Below are 22,631 nucleotides of genomic sequence, written 5' to 3' on the forward strand. Positions count from 1 at the left end.
AACTAAAACTAAGAACCAGTAGTAACCAAAAAACTCAGATAAACCAAACACAGATAAGTATGAGACTAAGTAACCGTAACAAAGCTTCGGTGTACAATTTTATTAATACCTTATTGTTTATGATACTTGCAGGTGGAATCACCGGCTTTTTCTTAGAAGAATCCAGGTTTAATATTTTAGGGCAGGAAAGCTATTTGTTAATTATTATTCCCGTTGTTCTGTTGGGTATTTTTTACCTTAGCGGAAGACAGATTTTTGAATATGATAGTGACGGGGAAGCGCTTAACTTTAAAAACAGGAATATCATACCTTTTCTGGATAGACCTTTAAGTGATGAGTTTCCAAAATACAAACTATTAAAGTATGAAATAGTACAGCTCCTTTTTTTTAAAAGACTGTATATCACAATTTCAAGTAAAAATTCCGGCTCAACAATGTTGAAATACGAAATTTCTTACCTGACCAAGAAAGAAGTAAACGATTTAAAATTCTCATTAAATAAAGTTGTGAAAGCCAATAACGAGAAAAAACTATTGAATAACAAATGATAACAGACGAAAATTCGCATGAAGGGGAAAGCTTAAAAAAAGTATCCGGACTTTACAAAGACTGGTTCCTTGATTATGCTTCTTACGTTATTTTAGACAGGGCAATTCCGTCTGTTTATGATGGCCTTAAACCGGTTCAGCGGAGAATTATGCATTCCATGCGGGAGCTGGAAGACGGCCGGTATAATAAAGTGGCCAATATTGTAGGAAACACCATGAAATATCACCCTCACGGTGATGCTTCCATTACAGATGCAATGGTGCAGATCGGGCAGAAAGAGCTGTTAATAGATACCCAGGGAAACTGGGGAAATGTTTATACCGGAGACTCTGCTGCTGCTGCAAGATATATTGAAGCAAGACTGACCCCCTTTGCTCTGGAGGTTGTTTTCAATCCTAAAACTACAGAGTGGGCAAAATCCTATGACGGAAGAAATAATGAGCCCATCGACTTGCCGGTAAAATTTCCTTTGCTTCTGGCGCAGGGAGTTGAAGGGATTGGGGTCGGACTTTCTACCAAAATACTTCCGCATAATTTTAATGAATTAATCAATGCATCTGTTGCCTATCTGAAAGGCAAAAAGTTTGAATTATTCCCTGATTTCCTTACCGCAGGATACCTGGATGTTTCAGAATACAATGACGGTCAAAGAGGTGGAAAAGTAAGAGCCAGAGCCAGAATAACCCATATGGACAAACATACCCTGGTTATTTCTGAACTGCCTTTTTCCAAAACAACAAGCGACCTGATTGATTCGATCCTGAAAGCCAATGAAAGAGGGAAGATCAAAATCAAAAAAATTGAAGATAATACCTCAGACACTGTTGAAATTCTGATTCACCTTCATAATGACGTTTCACCGGATAAAACCATTGATGCATTATATGCCTTTACAGACTGCCAGGTAACGATTTCACCGAATGCCTGTGTAATTGTAGGAGACAAACCGATGTTCCTGAATGTTTCTGAAATCTTAAGAATGAATACGGATCATACAGTTTCATTATTAAAGAAAGAACTCGAAATTGAACTCCATGAATTACAGGAAAACTGGCATTTTTCATCATTAGAAAGAATCTTTATCGAAAACAGGATCTATCACGATATTGAAGAAGTGGAAACTTGGGAAGAAGTGATAAAGATGATCGATAAAGGATTGAAGCCTCACACCGGACATTTGCTGAGGGCAGTGACGGAAGAGGATATCCTGAGGTTAACTGAGATCAGAATCAAGAGGATTTCAAGATTTGATTTAGATAAGTTTAAAGAAAATATTGCAGCCCTTGAAGGTAAAATAGAACAGGTAAAACATCATCTGGGCAATCTTATTACTTATGCGATTGATTATTATCTGAATATCCAGAAAAAATACGGAAAAGACAGGCAAAGAAAAACTGAGCTCAGAATTTTTGACACGATTGATGCAACCAAAGTGGCTGTTGCGAACGAAAAGTTCTATGCCAATTTTGAAGAAGGCTTCGTAGGGACTTCCCTGAAAAAAGACCAGTATTTATTTGATTGTTCTGATATCGACGATATTATTACTTTCAGAAAAGACGGAAGTATGAAGGTCGTAAAAGTAGAGGCCAAAACATTTATCGGGAAAGATCTCCTGCATGTAGCCGTATGGAAGAAAAATGATAAGAGAACCGTTTACAATATGATCTACCGTGAAGGTAAGGAAGGTCCGTATTATATGAAACGTTTTTCCGTAACCGGAGTAACAAGAAACACTGATTATCCTCTGGCTTCCGATAAAAAGGGCTCCGAAATGCTTTATTTTTCTGCCAATCCGAATGGTGAAGCGGAAACGGTAAGTGTTCTCTTAAAACCCAACCCGAGAATCCGGAAAAATAAAATGGATATCGATTTCTCTGAATTAGCAATTAAAGGCCGTGATTCCAAAGGAAATCTGGTGACCAAATACTCAGTGAAAAAAGTAGACCTGAAAGAAGAAGGAGTTTCCACACTGGCTCCGAGAAGAATCTGGTTTGATGATACTGTGAGAAGACTGAATGCTGATGGCAGAGGAACGTTACTGGGCAATTTCAAGGGAGATGATAAAATTTTAACAATCAATACCCAGGGAGAAGCCAAACTGGTCAGTTTTGATCTTGGAAACCGTTTTGACGATGAATATCTGATCCTTGAAAAATGGAGACCAGATCAGCCCGTAACCTGCATCTATTACGATGGCGAAAAAGAAATTTATTTTATCAAAAGATTCCTGCTGGAAAATAATACCAATCCGCAAACTTTTATGCCTTCGGAACATCCAAAATCATTTATTGAAAATGTACTGGTTGCTGACGGCTCTACTGCAGAAATTATTTTTGCAAAAGACAAAGGAAAAGACCGCGATCCTGAAATGGTAAACATCGATGAATTTATCGCTGTAAAAGGGATAAAAGCCATTGGTAACCAGTTCACGAAATTTAAAGTAAAAGCGATCAATATTACCATTCCTGAGCCTGTAGAAGAAGAACCTGAAGTGTACGAAGATCCGGAACCTTTTGAAGGAACTGATGATGAAGGTGGAGTAATTGGAGACTTATTTGATGGCGGGGAACCTGAAAATTAAAAAAATATGAATGCAGTTGTCTTAATAATTATTGCTGTTACATGTATCATTAGCTACATGGGATTTAATAATACAAGTTTATTTGAAAAATATAAATTTAATGTTGGTGCAATTACTGGCCGAAAGGAGTATATTAGATTGATTAGTTCTGCATTTCTTCATGCAGATTTTATGCATTTGTTTTTCAATATGTTATCTCTTTATTTTTTTCAAGGGGTGGTAATATATTTTTTTGGGAATATTGGTTTTCTGATTATCTATTTCGGATCAATGATTCTTGGAAATTTATTTAGCCTTTTAATTTATAAAAAACAACCATGGTATTCTGCTATTGGAGCATCAGGTGCCGTTTCTGGGATTATTTTTGCCTCAATAGCAATGGCTCCTAATGAAATTAGTGTAAACTTTTTACCAGGATGGATTTTCGGGACCTTATATTTTGGATATTCAGTTTATATGATGTTAAATCCAAAACAATGGGATAATTTAGGACATTCAGCTCATCTGGGGGGGGCATTTTTTGGTTTGGTTTATTCAATTGTCCTGCACCCTCAATTGGCAATAAGTAATTTATACTTTTTAGGAGTTATGTCGCTTCCGCTAATCTATTTAAGTTATCAGATTTTTATACGGAAAAAAATAGGCTAAAAAAGCTATCTTTAACCAAAATATTAAAATCAATGAACACATCAGAGTTAAACCGTTTTATCGTGGTACTTATCTATGGTTCATTGGTTTTGCTTTCTCTGCTGAAACTGGCCAACGCACTCCGGGTAAACCGGAAAGCCAATTTCTGGTTCGGGATGTTCCTGTTTCTGTGGTCATCTTTCTGGCTCGATGAGGTGCTTTCATTGGTCAAAGGTTCTCCTGTGGAAATCCATTCTATCCTTTCCGTTCGGCTGATCCAGTTTTTAACACCGATCCTGTTTTTTTTCAGTGTATTGTTCTACACCAATCCTGCATTTAAGTTTAAGTTGTCAGATCTTAAATACCTGATTCTTCCCGTAATCTTTCTCATTAATCTCTTATTAGAGCGCTTTGGGATCGGGAATAAAAATATTTCCGAACTCATATTCATCGGGTTGATTCTTTTCCAGGCCCTATTTTACACAGGATTGTCATACATTACGATAAGGAAACACCAGAAAAGGATTCAGCAGTTTTCGGCCAATACAGAAGGAATTAACCTGAACTGGCTGGAATATATCATCATCATTATCTTCGTTATTAATATTATATATATTATTTATAATCTTTCTTACAATTCAAACTCGTTAAATGTCTTTATTAATATTGCCTTCTTGCTGGTTATTTACAGTGTTGCTTATTATTCTTTAAAGCAAAAGGAAATTTATCCGGTTGAAGAAAAACAGCGGGAAGAGCTGATCTCCATTAACGAAGATCCCGAAACTGAAGAAGTGAAAAGAAAACTGATTTCCGACGAAGAATTGCTGAGGATTAAAACCGGGCTTGAAAAAATCATGGAATCAGAGAAACCTTATCTCGACAGCGAACTCAATTTAATTAAGCTTTCAGAATTGCTTTCCGTATCTACCCATCATTTATCCTATGTGATCAATTCCGGGTTTCAGAAAAACTTTTTCCAGTTTGTCAATGAATACAGGATTCTGCATGCGAAGATATTATTAAAAGATAATAGCAACAATAAGCTTTCAATTTTGGGCATTGCTTACGAATCAGGATTCAATTCCAAAACTTCCTTTAATACCACGTTCAAAAAATTGACGGGTAAGACTCCTTCTGAGTTCAAAAAATAAGTTCAGGTTTATAAAATTTAACTTTTTTTAATTGTAAGTTACTGATTTGTATTATTTTGTGGGTTCTTTTCAAATGTGTTCACTCATATAATCCGGAACATTAAAAGAGCTTTCACGGGATAATTTTGTACCATAAAATTTGTGTTATGGATACTAAAGAATCATATGCAGTCGTTACAGGAGCAAGTCAGGGACTTGGAAAAGCATTTGCCGAAAGCCTGGCTAAAAAGAATATCAATGTAATCCTGATAAGTCTTCCCAATCAAAACCTGAAAATGATAAGTGAAGAAATTGCAGAAACTTATCAGGTGAAAACCCATTACTATGAAGTTGATCTTTCCGTAAATGAAAATGTTTTAAAACTAACAGATTGGTTGAATTCATCATTTAAAATTCATATTTTAATTAATAATGCAGGATTGGGAGGAACAAGAAAATTTGTGGAGGCAAGCCCGGATTATATCAATACAATTTTACAGGTTAATGTAACTGCTACTTCATTGATTACTCATCAGCTGCTACCGAACCTTTTGGAACAGCCTCAGGCTTATATTCTCAATGTTTCCAGTATGGCAGCCTTTTCGCCGATCGGTTTTAAAACGGTTTATCCGGCCTCAAAAACTTTTATTCATTCTTTTTCAAGAGGATTGCATGAAGAATTAAAACACACCAGTGTATTTGTAAGCGTAGTAAATCCGGGAGCCATGAAAACCAATACGGATGTCTGTAAAAGAATTGAAAAACAAGGTTTTTTAGGTAAATTAACGCTCTTGGATCCGAATAAAGTAGCCCATTATTGCATCAATCAGTTATTCAAAAAAGATTCGGTGATCATGGTAAACCCGATAAGCTGGCTCGTTATGAAAGTCTTACCCATATGGATTAAGCTTCCGCTGATGACCAATGCGATAAAAAAAGAAATAGAAGCATGAAAAAAATTTTTGTGACCGGAATTACAGGACTTCTGGGCGCTAATGTTGTTATAAAATTATTAAAAGATGATTATTTTGTTATTGCTCTGGTGCGCAAGAAAAACGGCTATCTGGGTGAAGAAAATGAACACCTCCGGCTGATTGAAGGAGATTTGCTTTCTGATTTCTCATCTCATCTAAAAGAAGTGGACTGTGTCATTCACATCGCTGCGGAAACGCGTCAGAACCTTCTTTCCTATGATGACTACAAAAAGATAAATTACGAAGCCTCTATCCAACTTTTTTCACAGGCTGTATCTTCCGGAGTCAGAAAATTTTTATTTGTGAGTACAGCCAATACATTAGGATTTGGCAGTATGAAGGAACCGGGAAACGAAAGTATGCCTCAGCAATATCCTTTTACACAATCTTTTTATGCCAGGACTAAGCTTGAAACAGAAAATTACCTTTTACAAAACAACAAAACAACAGAAGTTACTATTCTAAATCCGACTTTTATGATCGGGCCTTTTGATTATAAGCCCAGTTCCGGAAAAATTATTTTCTGGGTCTGGAAAAAGAAGTTTGTTTTTTACCCGAAGGGCGGAAAGAATTTCGTTCACGTAGAAGACGCAGCCAATGGAATAATAAATGCAATGGAAAAAGGAAAGAATGGTGAAAAATACCTCCTGGCTAATGAAAATCTAACCTATAAACAGTTTTTCAAAAAGGTCAATGAAATTACTGGCCAAAGCCCGGTATTGATTCCGATCCCTGGTTTTGGATTGGTTCTTCTGGGGTGGGTAGGTGATTTTTTGAGAGTATTAAAGATTAAAAGCGGTATGAGCTCCGTCAATATGAAAGCTTTGAGAATTGAGAACTTTTATTCTAACCGGAAGTCAATGAATGAATTAGATGTCCAATATAAGCCTATTGAAAAAGCAATACAGGATGCCGTGGATTTTTTTGAAAACAGATGATAAATCTATACGGATAAGCTTTCCAGAGCTTTTTCTGTGGTCTCAACAAAATTAATATGCCGGGCTTTATTACTTTCAAAAACAAAATCTCTGATACTTTTGCTTTGGTATTTACTGAAATCCCCGACAATAGCCAAACGTACCCGGTAGTTAGAGAATTTCTGAAGAATCTCACCGGCCAGTTTGGTTTTCAGGTCAAAAAATTCAGGGGTTATATTTTTCTCATGAATGATGACCCTGTCAAAACCCTGATAATAAGCATTGCCCAGAAGATCCAGGGCATCCTGGGCAGATTGGATAATCAGGTGGTCAGAAACAGCTTCGGCGATATTGATGCTGTTGATGATGTGGGCTTTAATTTCCATTTGAAAATAAAATTTTATTTGATTCCGAAAATAAACCTGTCATTTTCAGATAAATCTTTGATCAGCTGTGCTTCTGAAAAATGCCCGGTGTATAACTCCAAAGTTTCAGGACCTAGTTTTTGATTGATCTCTAAGAATAAAAATCCGTTTTCATTGAGATGCTTTTTAGAGTCTTCTGCAATTTTTCTGTAAAATATCAAAGCATCGGAAGTAGGAGAGAAGAGTGCCATTTTAGGTTCAAATTCCTTTACAGAATCTGCAATTTCAGCTTCTTCTTCAATCCCGATATAGGGTGGATTTGAAATAATAATATCATAATTTTCGGTCAATTCAGAATTCAGATAGTCCCTATGAATAAAATGAATATCCAGCTGATGAAAATCTGCATTCCTTTTTGCCGTTTCCAGGGCTTTTTCAGAAAAATCAATAGATGAAACCTCAGCTTCAGGAAAATGTTTTTTTAAAACCAAAGGAATTACACCGCTTCCGGTTCCGATGTCAAGAATTTTTAAGCTTTCGTGGGTAAGCCTTAATCTTTGAATCTTTTTGATGGCTATTTCCAACAGTTCTTCCGTTTCCGGCCTTGGAATCAATACATTTTCATCTACGAAAAATTTCATTCCGTAAAAGTCGGTTTCCCCTAAAATATGCTGATAAGGCTTGTTGGTTTTTAATTCTAAAATCACTTGCTGAAGACGGCTTTCATCATCGATCAGTAATTCCTGATCAGCAAATCTTCTCTGATAAAAGGCATCCAAACCTACAATTTTTTGTATAAAGACAGAATATAAAAAAGAGCTTTCCGATTCTGTATAGATTTCGGAAAGTGCTGTTTTGAAATATTGTTTAAATTCTGAAATCGTCATTTATCTTGTAAAAACCAGTTTTGTATCAGTAGATTTTTCTTCATCAATCCGATAGCCTTCATAGTTGAATGCTTTTACATCATCTAAAGTTTGTGCATTGGTTTCTGCACAAAATCTCACGACTAAACCTCTGGCATGCTTGGTATAGACTACAATGGTTTTTAATTTCCCGTCTTTCAGTTCATAGAAATCAAAATCAATTACCTTATGCCTGAGTTTCTTACGGTCGATTACTTTTCCGTATTCATTGCTTGCCAGATGAAGAAGGATTTCGTTTTTTTTCATCTCGGAATTTAATTGCTCTGTGATTTTTTCTCTCCAGAACTCATAAAGGTTTTTATATTGGTCAAATTCAAAATGCCGGCCCATTTCCAGTCTGTAAAGCATTACTTTATCTGATGGTTTCAGGAGGCCATATAACCCGGAAAGCATTCTGTAGTTTTTCTGTAAATAGTCCACAGCACTTTTATCCAGTGTTTTTGCATCCAGTCCTCTGTAAACTTCGCCGGTAAAAGCAAACATAGCAGGTGCCGATTCCTTTGTGCCCGGTTTTGATTTCCATTTTTGATTTCTTTCCCAGTTTTCATCCGCCAGTTTAGGCGAAATTTCCATTAATTCGGAAAGATATTTCGGAGATTTATGTTTTAAATGAGATTGTATAAATGCAGCCTCTTCAATGAATTTTGGAGTGGTAGATCTCAACAGATCGGTTGAGTTTTCCACATTCATTAATTTAGCCGGAGATGTTATTATTTTCATAAAAATTAAAATTGATAAAATGTGATGTTTAAATTAAACTGTTCACTTATAGAATTGACGGTAGATCTTTCACTGTTGGCATTTAAACTATTCCTTTTCCCTGTCTGATCACTTCCGGTTCTCCCGAACTAAGATCAACAATGGTAGAGGCAATATTGTCTCCATATCCTGAGTCGATCACAATATCTACCAGATGCTCATATTTTTCAGCAATAAGTTCCGGATCTGTAGAATATTCGATGATCTCGTCATCATCTTTAATGGAGGTTGAAGCGATCGGATGTCCGAGTTTTTCAACGATCAGTTGCGGAATCGGATGGTCAGGAACACGGATACCAATTGTTTTATGCCCTTTATATGCCAAAGGCACATTTTTATTGGCTTCAAGAATAAATGTAAAGGGACCGGGAAGATGGCTTTTCAGAAACCTGAACACCGAAGTATCGATGGGTCTTGTAAAATCTGAAAGATGGCTGAGATCATTACAGATTATAGAAAACTGAGCCTTTTCCAACTTGATTTTTTTCATCTGAGCCAGTTTTTCCATAGCCCGGATGTCAAAAATATTACAACCTAAAGCATATACTGTATCAGACGGGTAGATGATGAGCCCACCGTTATTTAAAGTTTTAATGACTTCATTGATAAGGTTTTCCTGTGGATTTTCCGGATAAATTCTTAATATCTTTGCCATAAAACAAAGATACAAATAATAAGATAGTTTTCATAAAAGTCCTTTATTTAAAAGAAAAATTAGGAATTATAAAAAATAGTTGTATATTTGCAATCCAATATCGCGGGATGGAGCAGTAGGTAGCTCGTCGGGCTCATAACCCGAAGGTCATCGGTTCGAGTCCGGTTCCCGCTACTAAAGCAAAAAGAGAATCACATTGTGGTTCTCTTTTTTTATTTTGCTGCATTAATCTGATCAGAAAAAATTGTCCTCAATCAAAACTTTAAAATCTAATTAATATTTTCACTTAAAAAAATATTTAATTTTTCGGGAGAAATATCTTTTTTAATAATTTTCCCCGAAGAATCTAAGAGGAAATTACTGGGAAACTTATTTATCATATAATGTTTTGCTTTTATTCCATTTTCATCTAAATAATGAACCCAGTTCAACTGCTGTTCCTGAATAACCTTCTTCCATTTTCCCAGATCTTTTGTTCTGTCTGTAGAGATGTTTACAATTTCAAATCCTCTATATTTATATTGTGAATAGATTTCTCTATATGCAGGCATTTGTTCTAAACAAGGAGCACAGTAAGAAAACCAAAAATCAATGAGAGTATAGCTTTTTCCTAAAGTTGAAAGTATTTTTTTATTTTGAAAATTTAAATTGGGAAATGTATTTCCTAAAGCAGTTTTTTTTGCTTTTTTGAGATCGTTCTCAAAAATTAATCCAACAGAAGATTTTTTTATTGTAGGGTGTAAGTTATTGAAAATATTAAGATACTCTTGTTTAAATCCTTTCGATTCAAATTTCCCAACTATTTTCCAGAATAAAACGTAAGATTTTGGGATTTTATTTGCCATATTTAATAATAAGGAATCCTCATGCCGGTCAAGAACTGCATAAAGCTCCTGCAAGCTGTCGATTGTAGGTTGCCCAACTTTATAATCTCTTTTATAAATATTATTCTGTATACTGTCTATCTTATTTTTCTTAAATAAATAGGAGGACAGATAGGTATTGTAATCATTTATCTCATGATAAGAACTATCATTTTTATCAAGAATGATTTTTTTAGTTTCCGAGTCAAATTTTATAATATTTGTGTGGTGTGAAATGTAAAAAAGCTCTGAAATGTCAAATACTTTATTTCTTTCAGTTTTAAATAAGAAGCGAAAAGGTAAAGGAATACTTTTACCATAACCCGGAATATTAAAGATATATTGTCCGCTATTTATTGTTGAAGAATCTCCGGCAAAATTTTTATAATACTTTTCATTATATAGACTTATTAATCTCAATGTTTTCTGATACTTATCATTAATATCTTTTCCAATGACTTTTCCTTGAGAAAAAGTATTTAAAGAAATTAAAATACTAAATAGTAAAAAGAAATTTCGTTTCATTCAAAAGTTTTAAATAAAGTTACAAAGAAAGACTGTTGAATCTAACAGCCTCCCTTATTTTCTGAAATGTTATTAGCAAAATCTTAGCTCATAACCCTCGTCACAGGCTCCTGCTCCTCCACATGGTCCGCAAGTGCCGGTTGTTTTATTACAGCAATGCCATGAATCTCCATTTCCAATTCCATTACCGGGATAAATTTTGCCGGTAGATTGACCATCTGCTCCAATTATAGTTTTCAAATTTTTTCGCAATAATTTTTTTAGATTTTTCATAGTAAATAAATTTTAAATTAATAATTATTTGTGATTGCAATCAGTAGTAAGTATACAAAATAATTTTATTCACCATAAAAGGAATTTTTGTTTTCTAAAACTTCGTAAATGTGTAGGATATGAGTAGAAAAAGGTGGTTGTTTATATTATAATATTTTCAGGGAAGCTTTAATTGGTTATTAATTTTAATCCGATCTTTTTGGATCGATTCCTTTTTCTTCAATCAATTTTGCAATTTTGAAAGCCCAACACTTAGATTTTTGTTAATGTTAAAATGATTTTGTTATTTTTTATCTCAAATGAAGTTGTATTCAGAAATTCCAAATAAAAAAAGAGAATCACATTGTGGTTCTCTTTTTTATTAAATCAATTCTAACTTTTAGAAAAACTATCCGAACATTCCCACCTGGTAATCTCCCGGAACCTGTTGGAAGGCAATATTGAAACGGTTCCAGACGTTAATGGCATTCACCACTAAAGTAAGGTCAATGATCTCTTCTTCGGAAAACTGTTTTTTTGCATTTTCATAAGCTGTATCCGGAACATGGAGACTGTTCACTGCTTCTGCCCATTCCAGAGCTGCTCTTTCCCTGTCTGTATAATATGGAGTTTCTCTCCATGCACTCAGCCCGTAAAGACGCTGTTCTGTTTCGCCCATAGCACGAAGTTCTTTAGAATGCATATCAAGGCAGTACGCACACTGGTTGATCTGGGATACCCTGAAATCAATAAGCTCCATCAGCTTTCTGTCAATAGTGGAATGCTTCAAATACTGAGTAATTCCAAAGATCGGAGTAATCGCTTTTTTCCCTTTTTCGAATAAATTAATTCTTGGTTCCATAAGATTTTAATTTTGGTTGTTATACCTTAATGACAAACGAATTTTAAATTCTGGACAAAAAATGTTATATTTTTTTATGTTTTTTTGTAGATGAGAGGAAATCTGAAAGTTAATGGCCTTATGTATTGATTTTTATGCCATCTTTATTGTAAAGTTTAAAATATGGAAACAATCATAATTTCGGAAAGAAAGAAATCAGTAATAACGGATGCGGTTCTTATGGTTATCTTCTGTATAGTTCCATTATTTTTCTTTATTAAATGGTGGTTTGCTGTTCGTGAAGACCATATATTTATTGTCTTTTTGATATTGTTGACGCTGGTTTTTCCCATGGTTATGGTTTCAGGCTATCTCTGGGACATTAAAAAGAAAATCATTTTATCCAAAGCCGGTATGAAGATACGTTATGGAAGAAATATTGTTGATATTTTACATGGTGAAGGGACCTTCAATATACTTCCTGACCTTGATGTTTCATGGAATAAGATCTCAGGATTTTTTATTGATCGTTGCGAACGTAAAGAACCAACTGAAGGTGGCGGCTATTCTACAGTAACAAAGTACAGCCTTCTTATTAAAATTAGAGATAGAGAAAAAGCATTGTATAATTTTAAAGAGACCGGAGAGAATTATTATTCTGTCGGACTGGGTAAATTTAGTGAATCTCCTGGTGAGATTTTGGAGATCTGTGAAAGATTTCAGCAGAATATAAATGAAAGAAATAACAGTTGAAATTTTCACGGATGTGGGCTTCTATAAAAGAAAAATCCTGCTTCAAAAAGCAGGATTTTATATCTGTAAACTTATGATCGATCATAAGTTATCATTCATTATCTACGGGGCAAGTTCTGCGTAAGGTCTAAGTTTAATATCCTCCGCCATGGTCTGGCCTAAGAATTCAGTTTTCTGATTTCCTTTCATTCTTCCTGCGGCAGCATTGGCATTGAAATAAGCTTCACTTAATTTAGTAGCAATTTCAGCAGGGTTGAAATCTATTTTTGTATCACCTTCAACACCTAAATACCCATTTTTTCTCGTGAGATAAGTGATATAGTTTTTATAATTGATCAGTGTATTTCTTAAATAGGTCGTATGGTATTCCATACATTTTTTTGCTTTTTTAGAAGAGTTGTTCAGAATACAGTTATTCATATTCCCTCTGTACAAACGCCATTCGGATTCCAAAATACCGTATTCTTTTCCTAAAGCGACTTTTCCGTTGGTAAGGATGTTATTATCACCTTCTTTTGTAGCAATGGTTTGCAGGTGCCCGATTACAAGCGGAACGGTGTTTTCAATTTTGGTTTTCGTTTCTTTTAAAGAGCTGAAATCTGCAGCCGGAGAATTTTTCTTTTGAGCAGTTGTTACGTTAAAAATCAATAGTAATAGTACAATCAATAAATTATATCTTTTCATGAGAAATTTTTAAAGCACTAAAATAAATATATTTTCTCATTTTAAGCACATTCATTTTAGTTTTATTTAATAAAAATTAACAAGTTTTAAGAATTTACTGTCAAATTAAGTATTTTAATATTGATTATTCAGGCTATAAATTTTCTTCATTAAAAATTTAACATATTTTAATAAAAAATAAATAACTGATTATCAATTATTTGTGTCTGTTTTCATTTTATCACTAAAAAAATAGTTGTTTGGTTCGGATTTATTTCTACATTTGTATAACTAATTTCTTAGTGATATAGAAACGACAATGTTTTTATATCTGATAATGATAAATGAAACAGGATATGAAAATTCAGACTTTAACAAAAGCAGAAGAACAGGTAATGCAGTATTTATGGAAACTGGAAAAAGGGTTTCTTAAAGATATCCTTGATTTATTTCCTGATCCGAAACCACATACCAATACTGTTTCTACTATTTTAAAAGTATTAAAGGATAAAGAATTTGTAGAATATAGTGTCTACGGAAGACAGCATGAGTATTTTCCGTTGATTTCAAAGGAACAGTATTCAGGAAAAACGATGAAAAGTCTTGTGAAGAATTATTTTAAAGGTTCTTACAAAAGTGCAGTTTCATTTCTGGTAGAAAAAAATGAAATGACTGTAGAAGATCTTGAAATGTTATTAAACGAACTCAAAAAGAAAAACTAATATGGAAGCCATATTTCTGTACTTTGGGAAAGTAATTGTATGCTCAGGTGTAACGTTTTTGTATTATCAGTTGTCTTTAAAGGACAAGACATTTCATCATTATAACAGATTTTATCTTTTATCAGCCATGTTACTGTCATTATTGCTGCCACTGATCAGGGTAGATGATTTTACAATAGAGGTAAGCAATGAAGTATATGTATTAATAAATAAGGTACAGAATTTTAATTCAGATAAAACAATAAACAATGACCACATTTATTTTAGAATTATTTTTTCAGCTTTGGGATTGGTTTCTCTCTATTTTTTAGGGAAATTTATGTATGGGATTTTTAGAATTCAACAACTTAAGCACCAATTTCAAAAAGAAAGTTTTGACGGGATCAATTTTTACCGTACAAACCTTACCGAAGCTCCGTTTTCTTACTTTAAAAACCTGTTCTGGAAAAATACCATTGTATTGAATTCAGACATCGGAAAGCAGATTTTAAAGCATGAAATGGTACATATTGAGCAGAAACATTCACTGGATAAAATTTTTATTCAGATCATTACCTCTGTTTTCTGGTTCAATCCGTTCTTTCATATCATCAAAAAAGAACTCAATCTAATCCACGAATATCTGGCTGATAAGAAAGCCGTAAAACAATCGGACACAAAAGCATTTGCGCAGATGCTTTTAGCAAGTCACTTTTCCGGAACACAGTTACCTGCAACCAGTCCGTTTTTAAGTTCAAATTTAAAAAAACGACTCAAAATGTTACAAAAACCCAAAACCAAATTCGGATATGCGCGAAGAATTTTTGCATTGCCGGTTTTATTTTCAGTAGCCTTTGCTTATATGGTAAATGCCAAGAATAAAGAAATCAAAGAAACGAATATAGCAATCGAACAGGCCGTTTCTCAAATTAAAAAAGACACGGTAAAAAATGAAAGGATCAATACCATCGATATTGTTCAGCAAAAACAATTAAGAAAAAGAGAAACTGAAAAGTTAACCGATCTTGGAAAGAAGATTCAGGAAAAAAGCAAAGCATTAAAAGAGCTGAAACCTGAGAGTAAAGAATTTCAGAAGAACGTTGATGAGCTGAGCTCACTTTCAGAAGAAATGGGGAAAATTACCAGCTCAGACGATTTCAGAATGGCCTATACCATCAATGGAAATGAAGTAAGAAAAATTAATGATTACTTCAAATCAGATGAATGGAAAAATAAAATGAAAGAGCTTAAGAAGATGGAAATTGAAATCCCTGAAATACCGGAAATCAATTTTGAATATCCTGATGTTCCACTACCACCGAATGCTCCTGATGCACCAAGAGTTAATATGTATAGCTTTAAAGATCTGCAGGATATAAAATGGAGCGCTGAAGATAAAGCTAAAGCTGCTGCAAATGCCAAAAATGCTATGGAAACTGTTACAAAACGGGCTAAAATTGACAGAAAGAGAGCCAAACTGAATGAAAAACGGGCTAAGCTGGATATGGAAAGAGCCAAGCTTGATGCTGAAAGAAGAGCTTTGGACGGAAATAACAGAAAAGTATACATTTATGGTACCACAAGTTTTAATGATTCAAAGAATCCGGTAACTATAAGACTGAGCTCTGACTTTAAAAAAAATGCTGACGCTTTTACCGTTTCAAAAATAACAAATCTTAATTCGACCTATGATAATATGAAATTTTATATCAACGGTATTGAAGTAAGCAAGAAAGATATTGATGCTTTAAAACCTGACCAGATCAAAAGTATGAATGTAAATAAACGTACCAAAGATGGAGAGCCTTCAGGAGAAATAAGAATTCAGACAAAATAATAAAGTCCCGAATTAGCTTTGTCAATATAAATTGGCAAAGCTTTTTTATATATCAACCTATGAAAAACAATATTTTACTTTTTTTATTTTTTAGCATATTCACTAATGCACAGATCAACAGATTCTTCTATGAATATAAGTTTATTCCGGATTCTAATGATAAAGCCGATGTAAAAAAGGAGATGATGCTTCTGGATATTGATAAAAACGGTTCCAGCTATTACAGCAGAGATAAGTTTGTCGCAGATTCCACTTCACAGGCCGATCTGGAAAAACAGATCAAAGGCGGATCAGGAAATATAAACATCAATAGAAGCGAAAGACCGGGACAGGTTTCTTATAAAGTAACCAAGCAGTATCCTGATTTTAAGACATATCTGTTTACAAGAGTTTCTACCGACCAGTACAAAGTGAAAGAAGATGCAAAACCGGAATGGAAAATTCTTTCTGATAAACAGAAAATAGGGGAGTATAATGCCCAAAAAGCAACAACCAGTTTTGGCGGAAGAGAATGGACCGCATGGTTTACTACTGATATTCCTTTTCAGGATGGACCCTACAAATTCTATGGTTTGCCGGGATTAATTGTAAAAATTGAAGATTCTACGGGATCACATATCATGACCCTGGTGGGCAACAAAACAATTCAGTCTCCCGCAGCAGCCGAAAAACAAATAGAAATGCCTCAAAATGTAAGGGTACTCGGAATGGGCGGAAAAGAAATTGAAGTTACAAAAGATCAGTACAAAAAAGTATGGAAAGCTTATGTGAATGATCCCTCCAAAAATATGCGGGAAATGATGATGAGAAACAGTGGGGATTCAAACACGAAAGTAGCTTTTAAAGTAAGAACTTCTGATGGAAAAGAGATCTCAGACCCTAATCAGGTGTTCAGGGAAATGGAAAAGCGTACCAAAGAAAGTTTAAAAAAGAATAACAATCCTATCGAACCTGATCTGGTGAATTAACAAAACATATTTTTCTAATCAAAACAGGGTAATTAATTGAGTTATCCTGTTTTTTTGTTTTATTATTTTTAAATCAAATTCCACTCCTGTGACTGAAAAAATGCGAAATACAGGGAATAATAATCTTCACGTTCGAGCTGCTTAAATAAAGAATCCCGGAACGAGTTCCGGGATTCTTTATTGTGTATTCTTTATTGTGTATTCTTTTATGATTAAGCTAATTTCTGAGAGTCAGAAATAAACTGGGCAAGTCCGCTGTCTGTTAACGGGTGTTTTAATAAGCTCAAGATCGGAGGCAGTGGAGAAGTGATCACATCCGCACCGATTTTAGCACAGTCGATAATATGCATTGAATGACGGATAGATGCCGCTAAAATTTCAGTATCATACATATAGTTATCAAAAATTAAACGGATCTCCTGAATAAGATTTAATCCGTCTGTAGAAATATCATCCAGCCTTCCTAAGAAAGGAGAAACATAAGTAGCACCGGCCTTTGCAGCTAAAAGAGCCTGTCCAGCTGAAAAAATTAAAGTACAGTTGGTTTTGATTCCTTTATCTGAAAAATATTTTAATGCTTTGATCCCGTCTTTGATCATCGGGATCTTTACCACGATATTCGGGTGGATAGCTGCCAATTCTTCTCCTTCTTTGATCATTTCCTCATAAGTTGTAGAAAGCACTTCAGCAGAAATATCACCGTCTACAATCTCGCAGATTGTTTTATAGTGATTTTTGATCGCTTCAGCACCCTGAATTCCTTCTTTGGCCATTAATGAAGGGTTGGTCGTTACACCATCTAAGATCCCAAGGTCTTTAGCTTCTTTGATTTGCTCTAAATTGGCAGTGTCAATAAAAAATTTCATTTGATTTATAGATTTATTTTTGCAAAGATAAACATTCCTTTGCGAGTGGGAAATTTTAATTTTTTAGGAATTAGCTTTTTAATAAAGCTCAAAATTCCCCTTCCCTGAAGAGGTGGATTTTTGCAGAGAAAAAAGATGGGGTAGTTTAAACTCACAGACGATCTATTCTTACCCTAAGCTTCAAATAAAAACATTTTTCTAAATTTGCTTGTTATGGAAAAAAACAGGTTTACAGCAAAACTTGAAATCATTGGGATCAATCCTTTCGTATTTGTTCCTGAAGAAGTTTTACATCTTATTTTTGACTCTTCCGGAAGAATCAAAAGCCCGATTCCGGTGAAAGGTACCGTAAATGGTAAAGAATTCAGGCAAAATCTGATGAAATATTTGGGTGAATGGCGGTTATACATTAATCTGACAATGCTCAAAAATTCCCCTAAAAGAATTGGTGAAGTGATCGAAGTTTTTGTTGAATTTGACGATTCAGACAGGGCGATTCCCATTCATCCGCAATTAGAAAAAGCAATCAAAGAAAGCGAGGTTGCATTAAAGAATTTCGAAAGTCTGATCCCTTCAAGAAAATTAGAACTGATTCGATATATCAACAATCTGAAAACTGAAGCAAGCATCAATCGAAATATTGAAAAAATCATCCGGCATTTGCAGGGGGAAACAGACTTTTTCGGAAAGAAAATCAATTAAATAGAGCGATGAATCCATAAAGACAATAAAAAATATCCGGAAAACATTTCCGGATATTTTTTTATGAATTTAAAACCTTGTTAAGCTTTATCGCATCTTGGTTGGTAGGATCATACTGTAAGGATTTAGCAATATGTTCTTTCGCCTTGGCAGGATCATTTTTCTGTTCCGCAAAAGCAAGATAGAAGTAAGCGTAAGCCAGATTTTTCTTATTTTGTTCCACTTCTTCCGGTTTTACAGTAGCAATATATTTTTCATAAGCAATTTTTGCATTGGCATCATCTTTAGCAGACTGATAGGCGTACGCCTGGCTGTAATATGATGGAGCCCAATCCGGTAGCAAAGCAGATATTTTTTTCCATGTCTCCACTGCATTGGTCCAATCTGAAGCTTCCTGATAAGCTGCAGCCAGTTTTGCTAATGATTCTGTATCTTTCGGATTGGCTTCAATTTGTTTTTTAAGGCTGTCAATAGTAGGATTGCTTCCTGTCTGGCCTGTAGCAGCCGTATTATTTGTGCTGTCTGTTTTAGTCGTTTGAGCATTCACAAAACTTACACTTCCTACCAATATTAAACCTAAAAAAAGGTTTTTAATATCAATTTTAATCATTTTCATAATCTTATATTTTTCAAATTGTAAATGCTAAAATTCAATAATAATTCCACAAAAAGTTAAATTTTAGAACCTTTAAGTTTTTTTTGAAAATATTAACGGGATTAATGTTTTTTTATCTAAATTTTTGATTCGTGGCGGTTTCGATTATCTTTGTATGTTACCATTTTAATCTATATAATTTTTGTATGAATATCATATTAGCCTCAACTTCCACTCTTTTCGGGGGAGCATATTTAGAATATCTGAGAGAAGAATTGATTGAACTGTATAAAGGGATCGACGAAATAATTTTTGTACCCTTTGCCCGGCCGGGCGGAATTTCCCATGAAGATTATACCGAAAAAGCACGTTCATTTTTTGAAACAATCAATATCAGAGTAAAAGGCCTGCAGGAATATGAAGATAAAACCGAAGCTTTAAATAAGGCTGAAGGTTATTTTACGGGAGGTGGAAATACTTTTTTACTGGTTAAAACATTACATGAAGAAGGCTTAATGTCTCTTTTGAAAAAAAATGTGGAAACCGGAAAGCCTTACCTTGGATGCAGTGCAGGAAGTAATATTGGCGGTCAGAATATGAAAACAACGAATGATATGCCGATTGTGTACCCGCCAAGTTTTGAATGTATGGGATTGGTACCTTTTAATCTAAATCCACATTATCTGGATCCTAATCCTGAGTTAAAGCATAACGGAGAAACCAGAGAAACAAGGATTAAAGAATTCCTGACCCAAAATGACCTTAAAGTAGTAGGACTTCGTGAAGGAAACTGGATCAGAAGGGTCGGAGATACCATTACCGTAGAAGGCAATGAACTGACCAGAATTTTTGAAAAAGGGAAAGAACCTTACGAAATAGAGGGCGGAAGTACATTATAATTTATTAAACACTTGCTTATTTTATTATCTTTGATTAAGAATTGAAGTGTTTTTCAGCTTTAAACAAGTTAAAATACCCAGCCATATCAAAATATTCAAATAAAGTTTTATAATAGAAAATGAAAAAAACGTTTGCCGTTCTTACGCTTTCAACACAGATATTTTTTGCTCAGGATATTCCCCAGAAGCTTGATGCTGCTACCAAAGATCTGATGAATTCTTCAGCAGCAGTTGCATCCGGTTTATCTTTTTATGTTTCGGATGAGAATGGCAATTTTGTTTATGAGTACCAGGGAAGCAAAGGGCTTTCCACTGCTTCAACTCAGAAAATATTCACAGCCGGAGCTGTTCTGGAAACCCTGGGCAAGAATTATACCTATAAAACAACATCAGGTTATTCCGGAAGTATTTCAGGAAATGTTCTGAACGGGAACCTTTATATTTCTTCCAACGGAGATCCTACATTGGGAAGCTGGCGATATGAATCCTGTAAACCCGATACTTTTAAAAAGAAATTGATTGAAGCCGTTAAAACCTCAGGAATTGCAAAAATATCAGGCGACCTGATTGTTGATGATTCTTATTTTGACCATCAGACGATACCGGGAGGATGGCCATGGGATGATCTTGGAAATTATTACGGAGCGGGAGTCTGGGGTGTAAACTGGAGGGAAAATCAGTTTGATATTAATATTAACGGGAAAGATTTTAAAAGTTTTTCCTATCCTCTGGAAGGCGTGAAGTGGCTTAATGATCTTAAAACCGGCGGAAACTCAGATCAAAGTCTGATTTTCACAGCACCTCATTCTGATATTGCATTAATCAACGGAACTTTACCGGCAGGAAAAATGGTCACTGTTTCCGGATCAGTTCCCAATCCTCCACTGCAACTGGGAATGGAAGTAAAACAATGGCTGAAAGAATCGGGAATTGATTTTTCAGGAAAAGTGCTTACCTCTTCACAATTGGAAATAGAAGACGGAAAATGGGAAGCCCCGAAAAATAATATTATATTTACTTTTGAGTCACCTACTTTAGATAAGATCGTTTACTGGTTTTTAAGAAAAAGCATCAACCTTTATGGGGAAACTTTCATCAAAACTTTAGGTAAAGAGAAGAAAGGAGATCCGAGCTTTAAAAGCGGAGTTGCCTATCTGAAGGAATTCTGGAAATCAAAAGGCATAAATCCCCATATGATCAATTTTGCAGACGGAAGCGGGCTTTCACCACAGAATTATGTTTCTGCTAAAGCGGAAGTTCAGGCTTTGCTGTATGCCAAAAAACAATCCTGGTTTGAGGCTTATTATGACGGTTTTCCGACCCAGGATAACGGGATGAAAATGAAAAGCGGAACCATGCGGGATACAAAATCCTTTGCCGGTTTTCATACGTCAAAAGAAGGCCGGAAATATGTGTTTTCCATTATTATCAACAATTACCAGGGAAACGGAAATGAAGAGCTGCAAAAGATTCTGAATGTTTTAAAATAAATTTTAATGAAAAATCGTCCGTTTTTATCAAGGATAAATAATTGGTTTGTATTTACATTACTTACTGTAATTGTGGCAGCTCTGATTGTTTCATCCAATATTCTCATTAAAAACTTAAGACAGAAAGAAGCCGAAAGAATAAAAGTCTTTGCTACAGCAATCAAAATTTTACAGGATAACCAGCAGAAAAGCTCTGAAACCCAGGATTTATTGTTTGCCATCCTTACAGAGAATGACCAGATTCCGTCGATTTTAACGGATGAAAATAAACAGCCTTTTATATTTGACGGAAGCTCACGTAATATTTCACAGGAAATATTGAATAATCCTCTGGAGCTGAGAAAATTAATCACTAAAATGGAAAGCAATTATGAGCCGTTTGAAATTGAAGTGGCTAATGGAAAAAAACAGCTTGTTTTTTATGATAACTCAGCATTGCTCAATAACTTAAGATACTATCCTTATTTTTTAGGCTTACTTGTTTTTTCGTACTTTCTATTTTCATTCTGGTTTTTAAGAACGATCAAAAAAACGGATGAAGGTTATTTATGGGCCGGTCTGGCCAAGGAAACTGCCCATCAGATCGGAACACCTTTGTCTTCAATGATCGGCTGGATGGAAATCATGAAGCTGGAAAATCCGGATTCTGAAGGCGTACATGAAATTGAAAAAGATATTGAAAGATTAAGAACCATTTCCGAAAGATTTTCAAAAATAGGCTCTGTTCCTGAACTGAACGATATGAATTTCAATGAAACCATTCAGGAGAATTACAATTATTTAAAGACCAGGATTTCAAGGAAAATAAATTTCAGCTTACATCTCCCTACCTATGATATTCTGGTTCCACACAACAGGATCCTGATGAGCTGGGTGATTGAAAACCTGGTTAAAAATGCTGTAGATGCCATGAAAGGAGAAGGGATATTGCAAATGTATGTTTTCGAAAGGAATAAAAATATCCTGATCGAAGTAAAAGATACCGGAAGCGGAATGACCAAACAACAGTCAAGGAATGCGTTTAAGCCAGGTTATTCCACTAAAAAGCGGGGTTGGGGTCTGGGGCTTTCTCTTGCCAAAAGAGTGATACAGGAATACCATAACGGAGATATAAAAATTTCACAGACCGAAATAGGAAAGGGGACAACCTTCAGAATAATTATCAGAAAAGCTTAAAGTCATTGCGAGCGAAG

General features: G+C 34.8%; 24 protein-coding genes and 1 tRNA gene. 15 read left to right on the forward strand and 10 right to left on the reverse strand.

The annotated features are described in order from the left end of the window. Nucleotides 1–59: 59 nt before the first annotated feature. From PMI13_RS10515 to PMI13_RS10540, 6 genes are all read left to right on the forward strand, one after another. Complete coding sequence (locus PMI13_RS10515; protein WP_007843451.1) at nt 60–548, forward strand: hypothetical protein; 489 nt, start codon at nt 60–62, stop codon at nt 546–548. Then, on the forward strand, nt 545–3,130 hold the full coding sequence (locus PMI13_RS10520) for a DNA gyrase/topoisomerase IV subunit A (protein WP_007843452.1): 2,586 nt from the start codon (nt 545–547) through the stop codon (nt 3,128–3,130). The genes PMI13_RS10515 and PMI13_RS10520 overlap by 4 nt, the downstream gene beginning before the upstream one ends. Before the next feature lie 6 nt (nt 3,131–3,136). Further along, nucleotides 3,137–3,778, forward strand: a complete 642-nt coding sequence (locus tag PMI13_RS10525) for a rhomboid family intramembrane serine protease (RefSeq protein ID WP_007843454.1) — start codon at nt 3,137–3,139, stop codon at nt 3,776–3,778. A 32-nt stretch (nt 3,779–3,810) separates the two neighbouring features. After that, on the forward strand, nt 3,811–4,908 hold the full coding sequence (locus PMI13_RS10530; RefSeq protein ID WP_007843456.1) for a helix-turn-helix domain-containing protein: 1,098 nt from the start codon (nt 3,811–3,813) through the stop codon (nt 4,906–4,908). A 146-nt stretch (nt 4,909–5,054) separates the two neighbouring features. After that, nucleotides 5,055–5,840: an SDR family NAD(P)-dependent oxidoreductase gene (locus PMI13_RS10535; protein WP_007843458.1), complete on the forward strand. Its 786-nt coding sequence runs from the start codon at nt 5,055–5,057 to the stop codon at nt 5,838–5,840. Continuing rightward, nucleotides 5,837–6,799, forward strand: coding sequence for an NAD-dependent epimerase/dehydratase family protein (locus tag PMI13_RS10540; RefSeq protein ID WP_007843460.1), 963 nt, complete (start codon nt 5,837–5,839; stop codon nt 6,797–6,799). Before PMI13_RS10535 ends, PMI13_RS10540 begins: the two co-directional genes overlap by 4 nt. 5 nt (nt 6,800–6,804) lie before the next feature. Here the strand turns inward: PMI13_RS10540 and PMI13_RS10545 are convergent, their stop codons facing one another. The 4 genes from PMI13_RS10545 to PMI13_RS10560 all read right to left on the reverse strand — a co-directional run bounded on the left by PMI13_RS10545 (nt 6,805) and on the right by PMI13_RS10560 (nt 9,483). Beyond that, complete coding sequence (locus tag PMI13_RS10545; protein ID WP_007843462.1) at nt 6,805–7,164, reverse strand: DUF4180 domain-containing protein; 360 nt, start codon at nt 7,162–7,164, stop codon at nt 6,805–6,807. 14 nt (nt 7,165–7,178) lie between these two features. Next, a complete protein-coding gene (gene prmC / locus PMI13_RS10550; protein ID WP_007843464.1) occupies nt 7,179–8,030 on the reverse strand; it encodes a peptide chain release factor N(5)-glutamine methyltransferase in 852 nt (283 codons plus the stop codon). Beyond that, the gene (gene yaaA, locus PMI13_RS10555) at nt 8,031–8,789 is read right to left on the reverse strand and encodes a peroxide stress protein YaaA (RefSeq protein WP_007843465.1); all 759 of its coding nucleotides are present in this window, start codon (nt 8,787–8,789) and stop codon (nt 8,031–8,033) included. An 82-nt stretch (nt 8,790–8,871) separates the two neighbouring features. Then, nucleotides 8,872–9,483, reverse strand: a complete 612-nt coding sequence (locus PMI13_RS10560; protein ID WP_007843467.1) for an L-threonylcarbamoyladenylate synthase — start codon at nt 9,481–9,483, stop codon at nt 8,872–8,874. A 101-nt stretch (nt 9,484–9,584) separates the two neighbouring features. Here PMI13_RS10560 and PMI13_RS10565 point away from each other — a divergent pair. After that, a tRNA-Met gene (locus tag PMI13_RS10565) sits at nt 9,585–9,657 on the forward strand. Between the two features lie 95 nt (nt 9,658–9,752). Here the strand turns inward: PMI13_RS10565 and PMI13_RS20640 are convergent. From PMI13_RS20640 to PMI13_RS10575, 3 genes are all read right to left on the reverse strand, one after another. After that, complete coding sequence (locus PMI13_RS20640) at nt 9,753–10,871, reverse strand: peroxiredoxin family protein (RefSeq protein ID WP_007843468.1); 1,119 nt, start codon at nt 10,869–10,871, stop codon at nt 9,753–9,755. Between the two features lie 72 nt (nt 10,872–10,943). After that, nucleotides 10,944–11,144, reverse strand: a complete 201-nt coding sequence (locus PMI13_RS21165) for a bacteriocin-like protein (protein WP_007843469.1) — start codon at nt 11,142–11,144, stop codon at nt 10,944–10,946. Nucleotides 11,145–11,532: 388 nt separating this feature from the next. Next, entirely contained in the window at nt 11,533–11,985 is a 453-nt protein-coding gene (locus PMI13_RS10575) for a carboxymuconolactone decarboxylase family protein (protein WP_007843471.1), read from the reverse strand. A gap of 162 nt (nt 11,986–12,147) precedes the next feature. On the opposite strand from PMI13_RS10575, the gene PMI13_RS10580 reads away from it, so the two are divergent. Continuing rightward, nucleotides 12,148–12,717, forward strand: a complete 570-nt coding sequence (locus PMI13_RS10580; RefSeq protein WP_007843473.1) for a hypothetical protein — start codon at nt 12,148–12,150, stop codon at nt 12,715–12,717. Nucleotides 12,718–12,819: 102 nt separating this feature from the next. Here the strand turns inward: PMI13_RS10580 and PMI13_RS10585 are convergent, their stop codons facing one another. Beyond that, nucleotides 12,820–13,401, reverse strand: coding sequence for a hypothetical protein (locus PMI13_RS10585; RefSeq protein WP_007843475.1), 582 nt, complete (start codon nt 13,399–13,401; stop codon nt 12,820–12,822). A gap of 335 nt (nt 13,402–13,736) precedes the next feature. On the opposite strand from PMI13_RS10585, the gene PMI13_RS10590 reads away from it, so the two are divergent. From PMI13_RS10590 to PMI13_RS10600, 3 genes are read left to right on the forward strand one after another with little or no spacing between them, the layout of a single operon-like run. After that, nucleotides 13,737–14,102: a BlaI/MecI/CopY family transcriptional regulator gene (locus tag PMI13_RS10590; protein WP_007843477.1), complete on the forward strand. Its 366-nt coding sequence runs from the start codon at nt 13,737–13,739 to the stop codon at nt 14,100–14,102. 1 nt (nt 14,103) lies between these two features. Further along, on the forward strand, nt 14,104–15,918 hold the full coding sequence (locus tag PMI13_RS10595; protein ID WP_007843479.1) for a M56 family metallopeptidase: 1,815 nt from the start codon (nt 14,104–14,106) through the stop codon (nt 15,916–15,918). Between the two features lie 59 nt (nt 15,919–15,977). Further along, nucleotides 15,978–16,886 (forward strand): GLPGLI family protein, encoded by a 909-nt coding sequence (locus PMI13_RS10600; protein ID WP_007843481.1) that lies wholly within the window; start codon nt 15,978–15,980, stop codon nt 16,884–16,886. Between the two features lie 212 nt (nt 16,887–17,098). Here PMI13_RS10600 and fsa read toward each other — a convergent pair whose 3' ends face one another. Then, nucleotides 17,099–17,752: a fructose-6-phosphate aldolase gene (gene fsa, locus PMI13_RS10605; protein WP_007843487.1), complete on the reverse strand. Its 654-nt coding sequence runs from the start codon at nt 17,750–17,752 to the stop codon at nt 17,099–17,101. A 213-nt stretch (nt 17,753–17,965) separates the two neighbouring features. Here fsa and PMI13_RS10610 point away from each other — a divergent pair, with 213 nt between their 5' ends. Beyond that, on the forward strand, nt 17,966–18,454 hold the full coding sequence (locus tag PMI13_RS10610) for a YdeI/OmpD-associated family protein (protein ID WP_007843488.1): 489 nt from the start codon (nt 17,966–17,968) through the stop codon (nt 18,452–18,454). A gap of 61 nt (nt 18,455–18,515) precedes the next feature. On the opposite strand, the gene PMI13_RS10615 is transcribed toward PMI13_RS10610, so the two are convergent. Continuing rightward, complete coding sequence (locus PMI13_RS10615) at nt 18,516–19,070, reverse strand: tetratricopeptide repeat protein (protein WP_007843489.1); 555 nt, start codon at nt 19,068–19,070, stop codon at nt 18,516–18,518. Nucleotides 19,071–19,255: 185 nt separating this feature from the next. Here PMI13_RS10615 and pepE point away from each other — a divergent pair, with 185 nt between their 5' ends. The 3 genes from pepE (at nt 19,256) to PMI13_RS10630 (ending at nt 22,614) form a co-directional block, all read left to right on the forward strand. Continuing rightward, a complete protein-coding gene (gene pepE, locus PMI13_RS10620) occupies nt 19,256–19,948 on the forward strand; it encodes a dipeptidase PepE (protein WP_007843490.1) in 693 nt (230 codons plus the stop codon). 119 nt (nt 19,949–20,067) lie between these two features. Further along, the gene (dacB, locus tag PMI13_RS10625; protein ID WP_007843491.1) at nt 20,068–21,438 is read left to right on the forward strand and encodes a D-alanyl-D-alanine carboxypeptidase/D-alanyl-D-alanine endopeptidase; all 1,371 of its coding nucleotides are present in this window, start codon (nt 20,068–20,070) and stop codon (nt 21,436–21,438) included. Nucleotides 21,439–21,444: 6 nt separating this feature from the next. After that, nucleotides 21,445–22,614, forward strand: coding sequence for a sensor histidine kinase (locus PMI13_RS10630; protein WP_007843495.1), 1,170 nt, complete (start codon nt 21,445–21,447; stop codon nt 22,612–22,614). Nucleotides 22,615–22,631: the final 17 nt, after the last annotated feature.

Source organism: Chryseobacterium populi (assembly GCF_000282115.1).
In the GTDB taxonomy this organism is placed as follows: Bacteria; Bacteroidota; Bacteroidia; order Flavobacteriales; family Weeksellaceae; genus Chryseobacterium; species Chryseobacterium populi.

What these genes read in the sequence shown, in the direction of transcription:
- PMI13_RS10515 (WP_007843451.1), top strand. Translation starts at nt 60, where the DNA reads ATGAGACTAAGTAACCGTAACAAAGCTTCGGTGTACAATTTTATTAAT.
- PMI13_RS10600 (WP_007843481.1), top strand. Translation starts at nt 15,978, where the DNA reads ATGAAAAACAATATTTTACTTTTTTTATTTTTTAGCATATTCACTAAT.
- yaaA (WP_007843465.1), bottom strand. Translation starts at nt 8,789, where the DNA reads ATGAAAATAATAACATCTCCGGCTAAATTAATGAATGTGGAAAACTCA.
- dacB (WP_007843491.1), top strand. Translation starts at nt 20,068, where the DNA reads ATGAAAAAAACGTTTGCCGTTCTTACGCTTTCAACACAGATATTTTTT.
- PMI13_RS10590 (WP_007843477.1), top strand. Translation starts at nt 13,737, where the DNA reads ATGAAAATTCAGACTTTAACAAAAGCAGAAGAACAGGTAATGCAGTAT.
- PMI13_RS10585 (WP_007843475.1), bottom strand. Translation starts at nt 13,401, where the DNA reads ATGAAAAGATATAATTTATTGATTGTACTATTACTATTGATTTTTAAC.
- PMI13_RS10610 (WP_007843488.1), top strand. Translation starts at nt 17,966, where the DNA reads ATGGAAAAAAACAGGTTTACAGCAAAACTTGAAATCATTGGGATCAAT.
- fsa (WP_007843487.1), bottom strand. Translation starts at nt 17,752, where the DNA reads ATGAAATTTTTTATTGACACTGCCAATTTAGAGCAAATCAAAGAAGCT.
- PMI13_RS10630 (WP_007843495.1), top strand. Translation starts at nt 21,445, where the DNA reads ATGAAAAATCGTCCGTTTTTATCAAGGATAAATAATTGGTTTGTATTT.
- PMI13_RS10615 (WP_007843489.1), bottom strand. Translation starts at nt 19,070, where the DNA reads ATGAAAATGATTAAAATTGATATTAAAAACCTTTTTTTAGGTTTAATA.
- PMI13_RS10575 (WP_007843471.1), bottom strand. Translation starts at nt 11,985, where the DNA reads ATGGAACCAAGAATTAATTTATTCGAAAAAGGGAAAAAAGCGATTACT.
- pepE (WP_007843490.1), top strand. Translation starts at nt 19,256, where the DNA reads ATGAATATCATATTAGCCTCAACTTCCACTCTTTTCGGGGGAGCATAT.
- PMI13_RS10525 (WP_007843454.1), top strand. Translation starts at nt 3,137, where the DNA reads ATGAATGCAGTTGTCTTAATAATTATTGCTGTTACATGTATCATTAGC.
- prmC (WP_007843464.1), bottom strand. Translation starts at nt 8,030, where the DNA reads ATGACGATTTCAGAATTTAAACAATATTTCAAAACAGCACTTTCCGAA.
- PMI13_RS10595 (WP_007843479.1), top strand. Translation starts at nt 14,104, where the DNA reads ATGGAAGCCATATTTCTGTACTTTGGGAAAGTAATTGTATGCTCAGGT.
- PMI13_RS21165 (WP_007843469.1), bottom strand. Translation starts at nt 11,144, where the DNA reads ATGAAAAATCTAAAAAAATTATTGCGAAAAAATTTGAAAACTATAATT.
- PMI13_RS10545 (WP_007843462.1), bottom strand. Translation starts at nt 7,164, where the DNA reads ATGGAAATTAAAGCCCACATCATCAACAGCATCAATATCGCCGAAGCT.
- PMI13_RS10560 (WP_007843467.1), bottom strand. Translation starts at nt 9,483, where the DNA reads ATGGCAAAGATATTAAGAATTTATCCGGAAAATCCACAGGAAAACCTT.
- PMI13_RS20640 (WP_007843468.1), bottom strand. Translation starts at nt 10,871, where the DNA reads ATGAAACGAAATTTCTTTTTACTATTTAGTATTTTAATTTCTTTAAAT.
- PMI13_RS10540 (WP_007843460.1), top strand. Translation starts at nt 5,837, where the DNA reads ATGAAAAAAATTTTTGTGACCGGAATTACAGGACTTCTGGGCGCTAAT.
- PMI13_RS10520 (WP_007843452.1), top strand. Translation starts at nt 545, where the DNA reads ATGATAACAGACGAAAATTCGCATGAAGGGGAAAGCTTAAAAAAAGTA.
- PMI13_RS10535 (WP_007843458.1), top strand. Translation starts at nt 5,055, where the DNA reads ATGGATACTAAAGAATCATATGCAGTCGTTACAGGAGCAAGTCAGGGA.
- PMI13_RS10530 (WP_007843456.1), top strand. Translation starts at nt 3,811, where the DNA reads ATGAACACATCAGAGTTAAACCGTTTTATCGTGGTACTTATCTATGGT.
- PMI13_RS10580 (WP_007843473.1), top strand. Translation starts at nt 12,148, where the DNA reads ATGGAAACAATCATAATTTCGGAAAGAAAGAAATCAGTAATAACGGAT.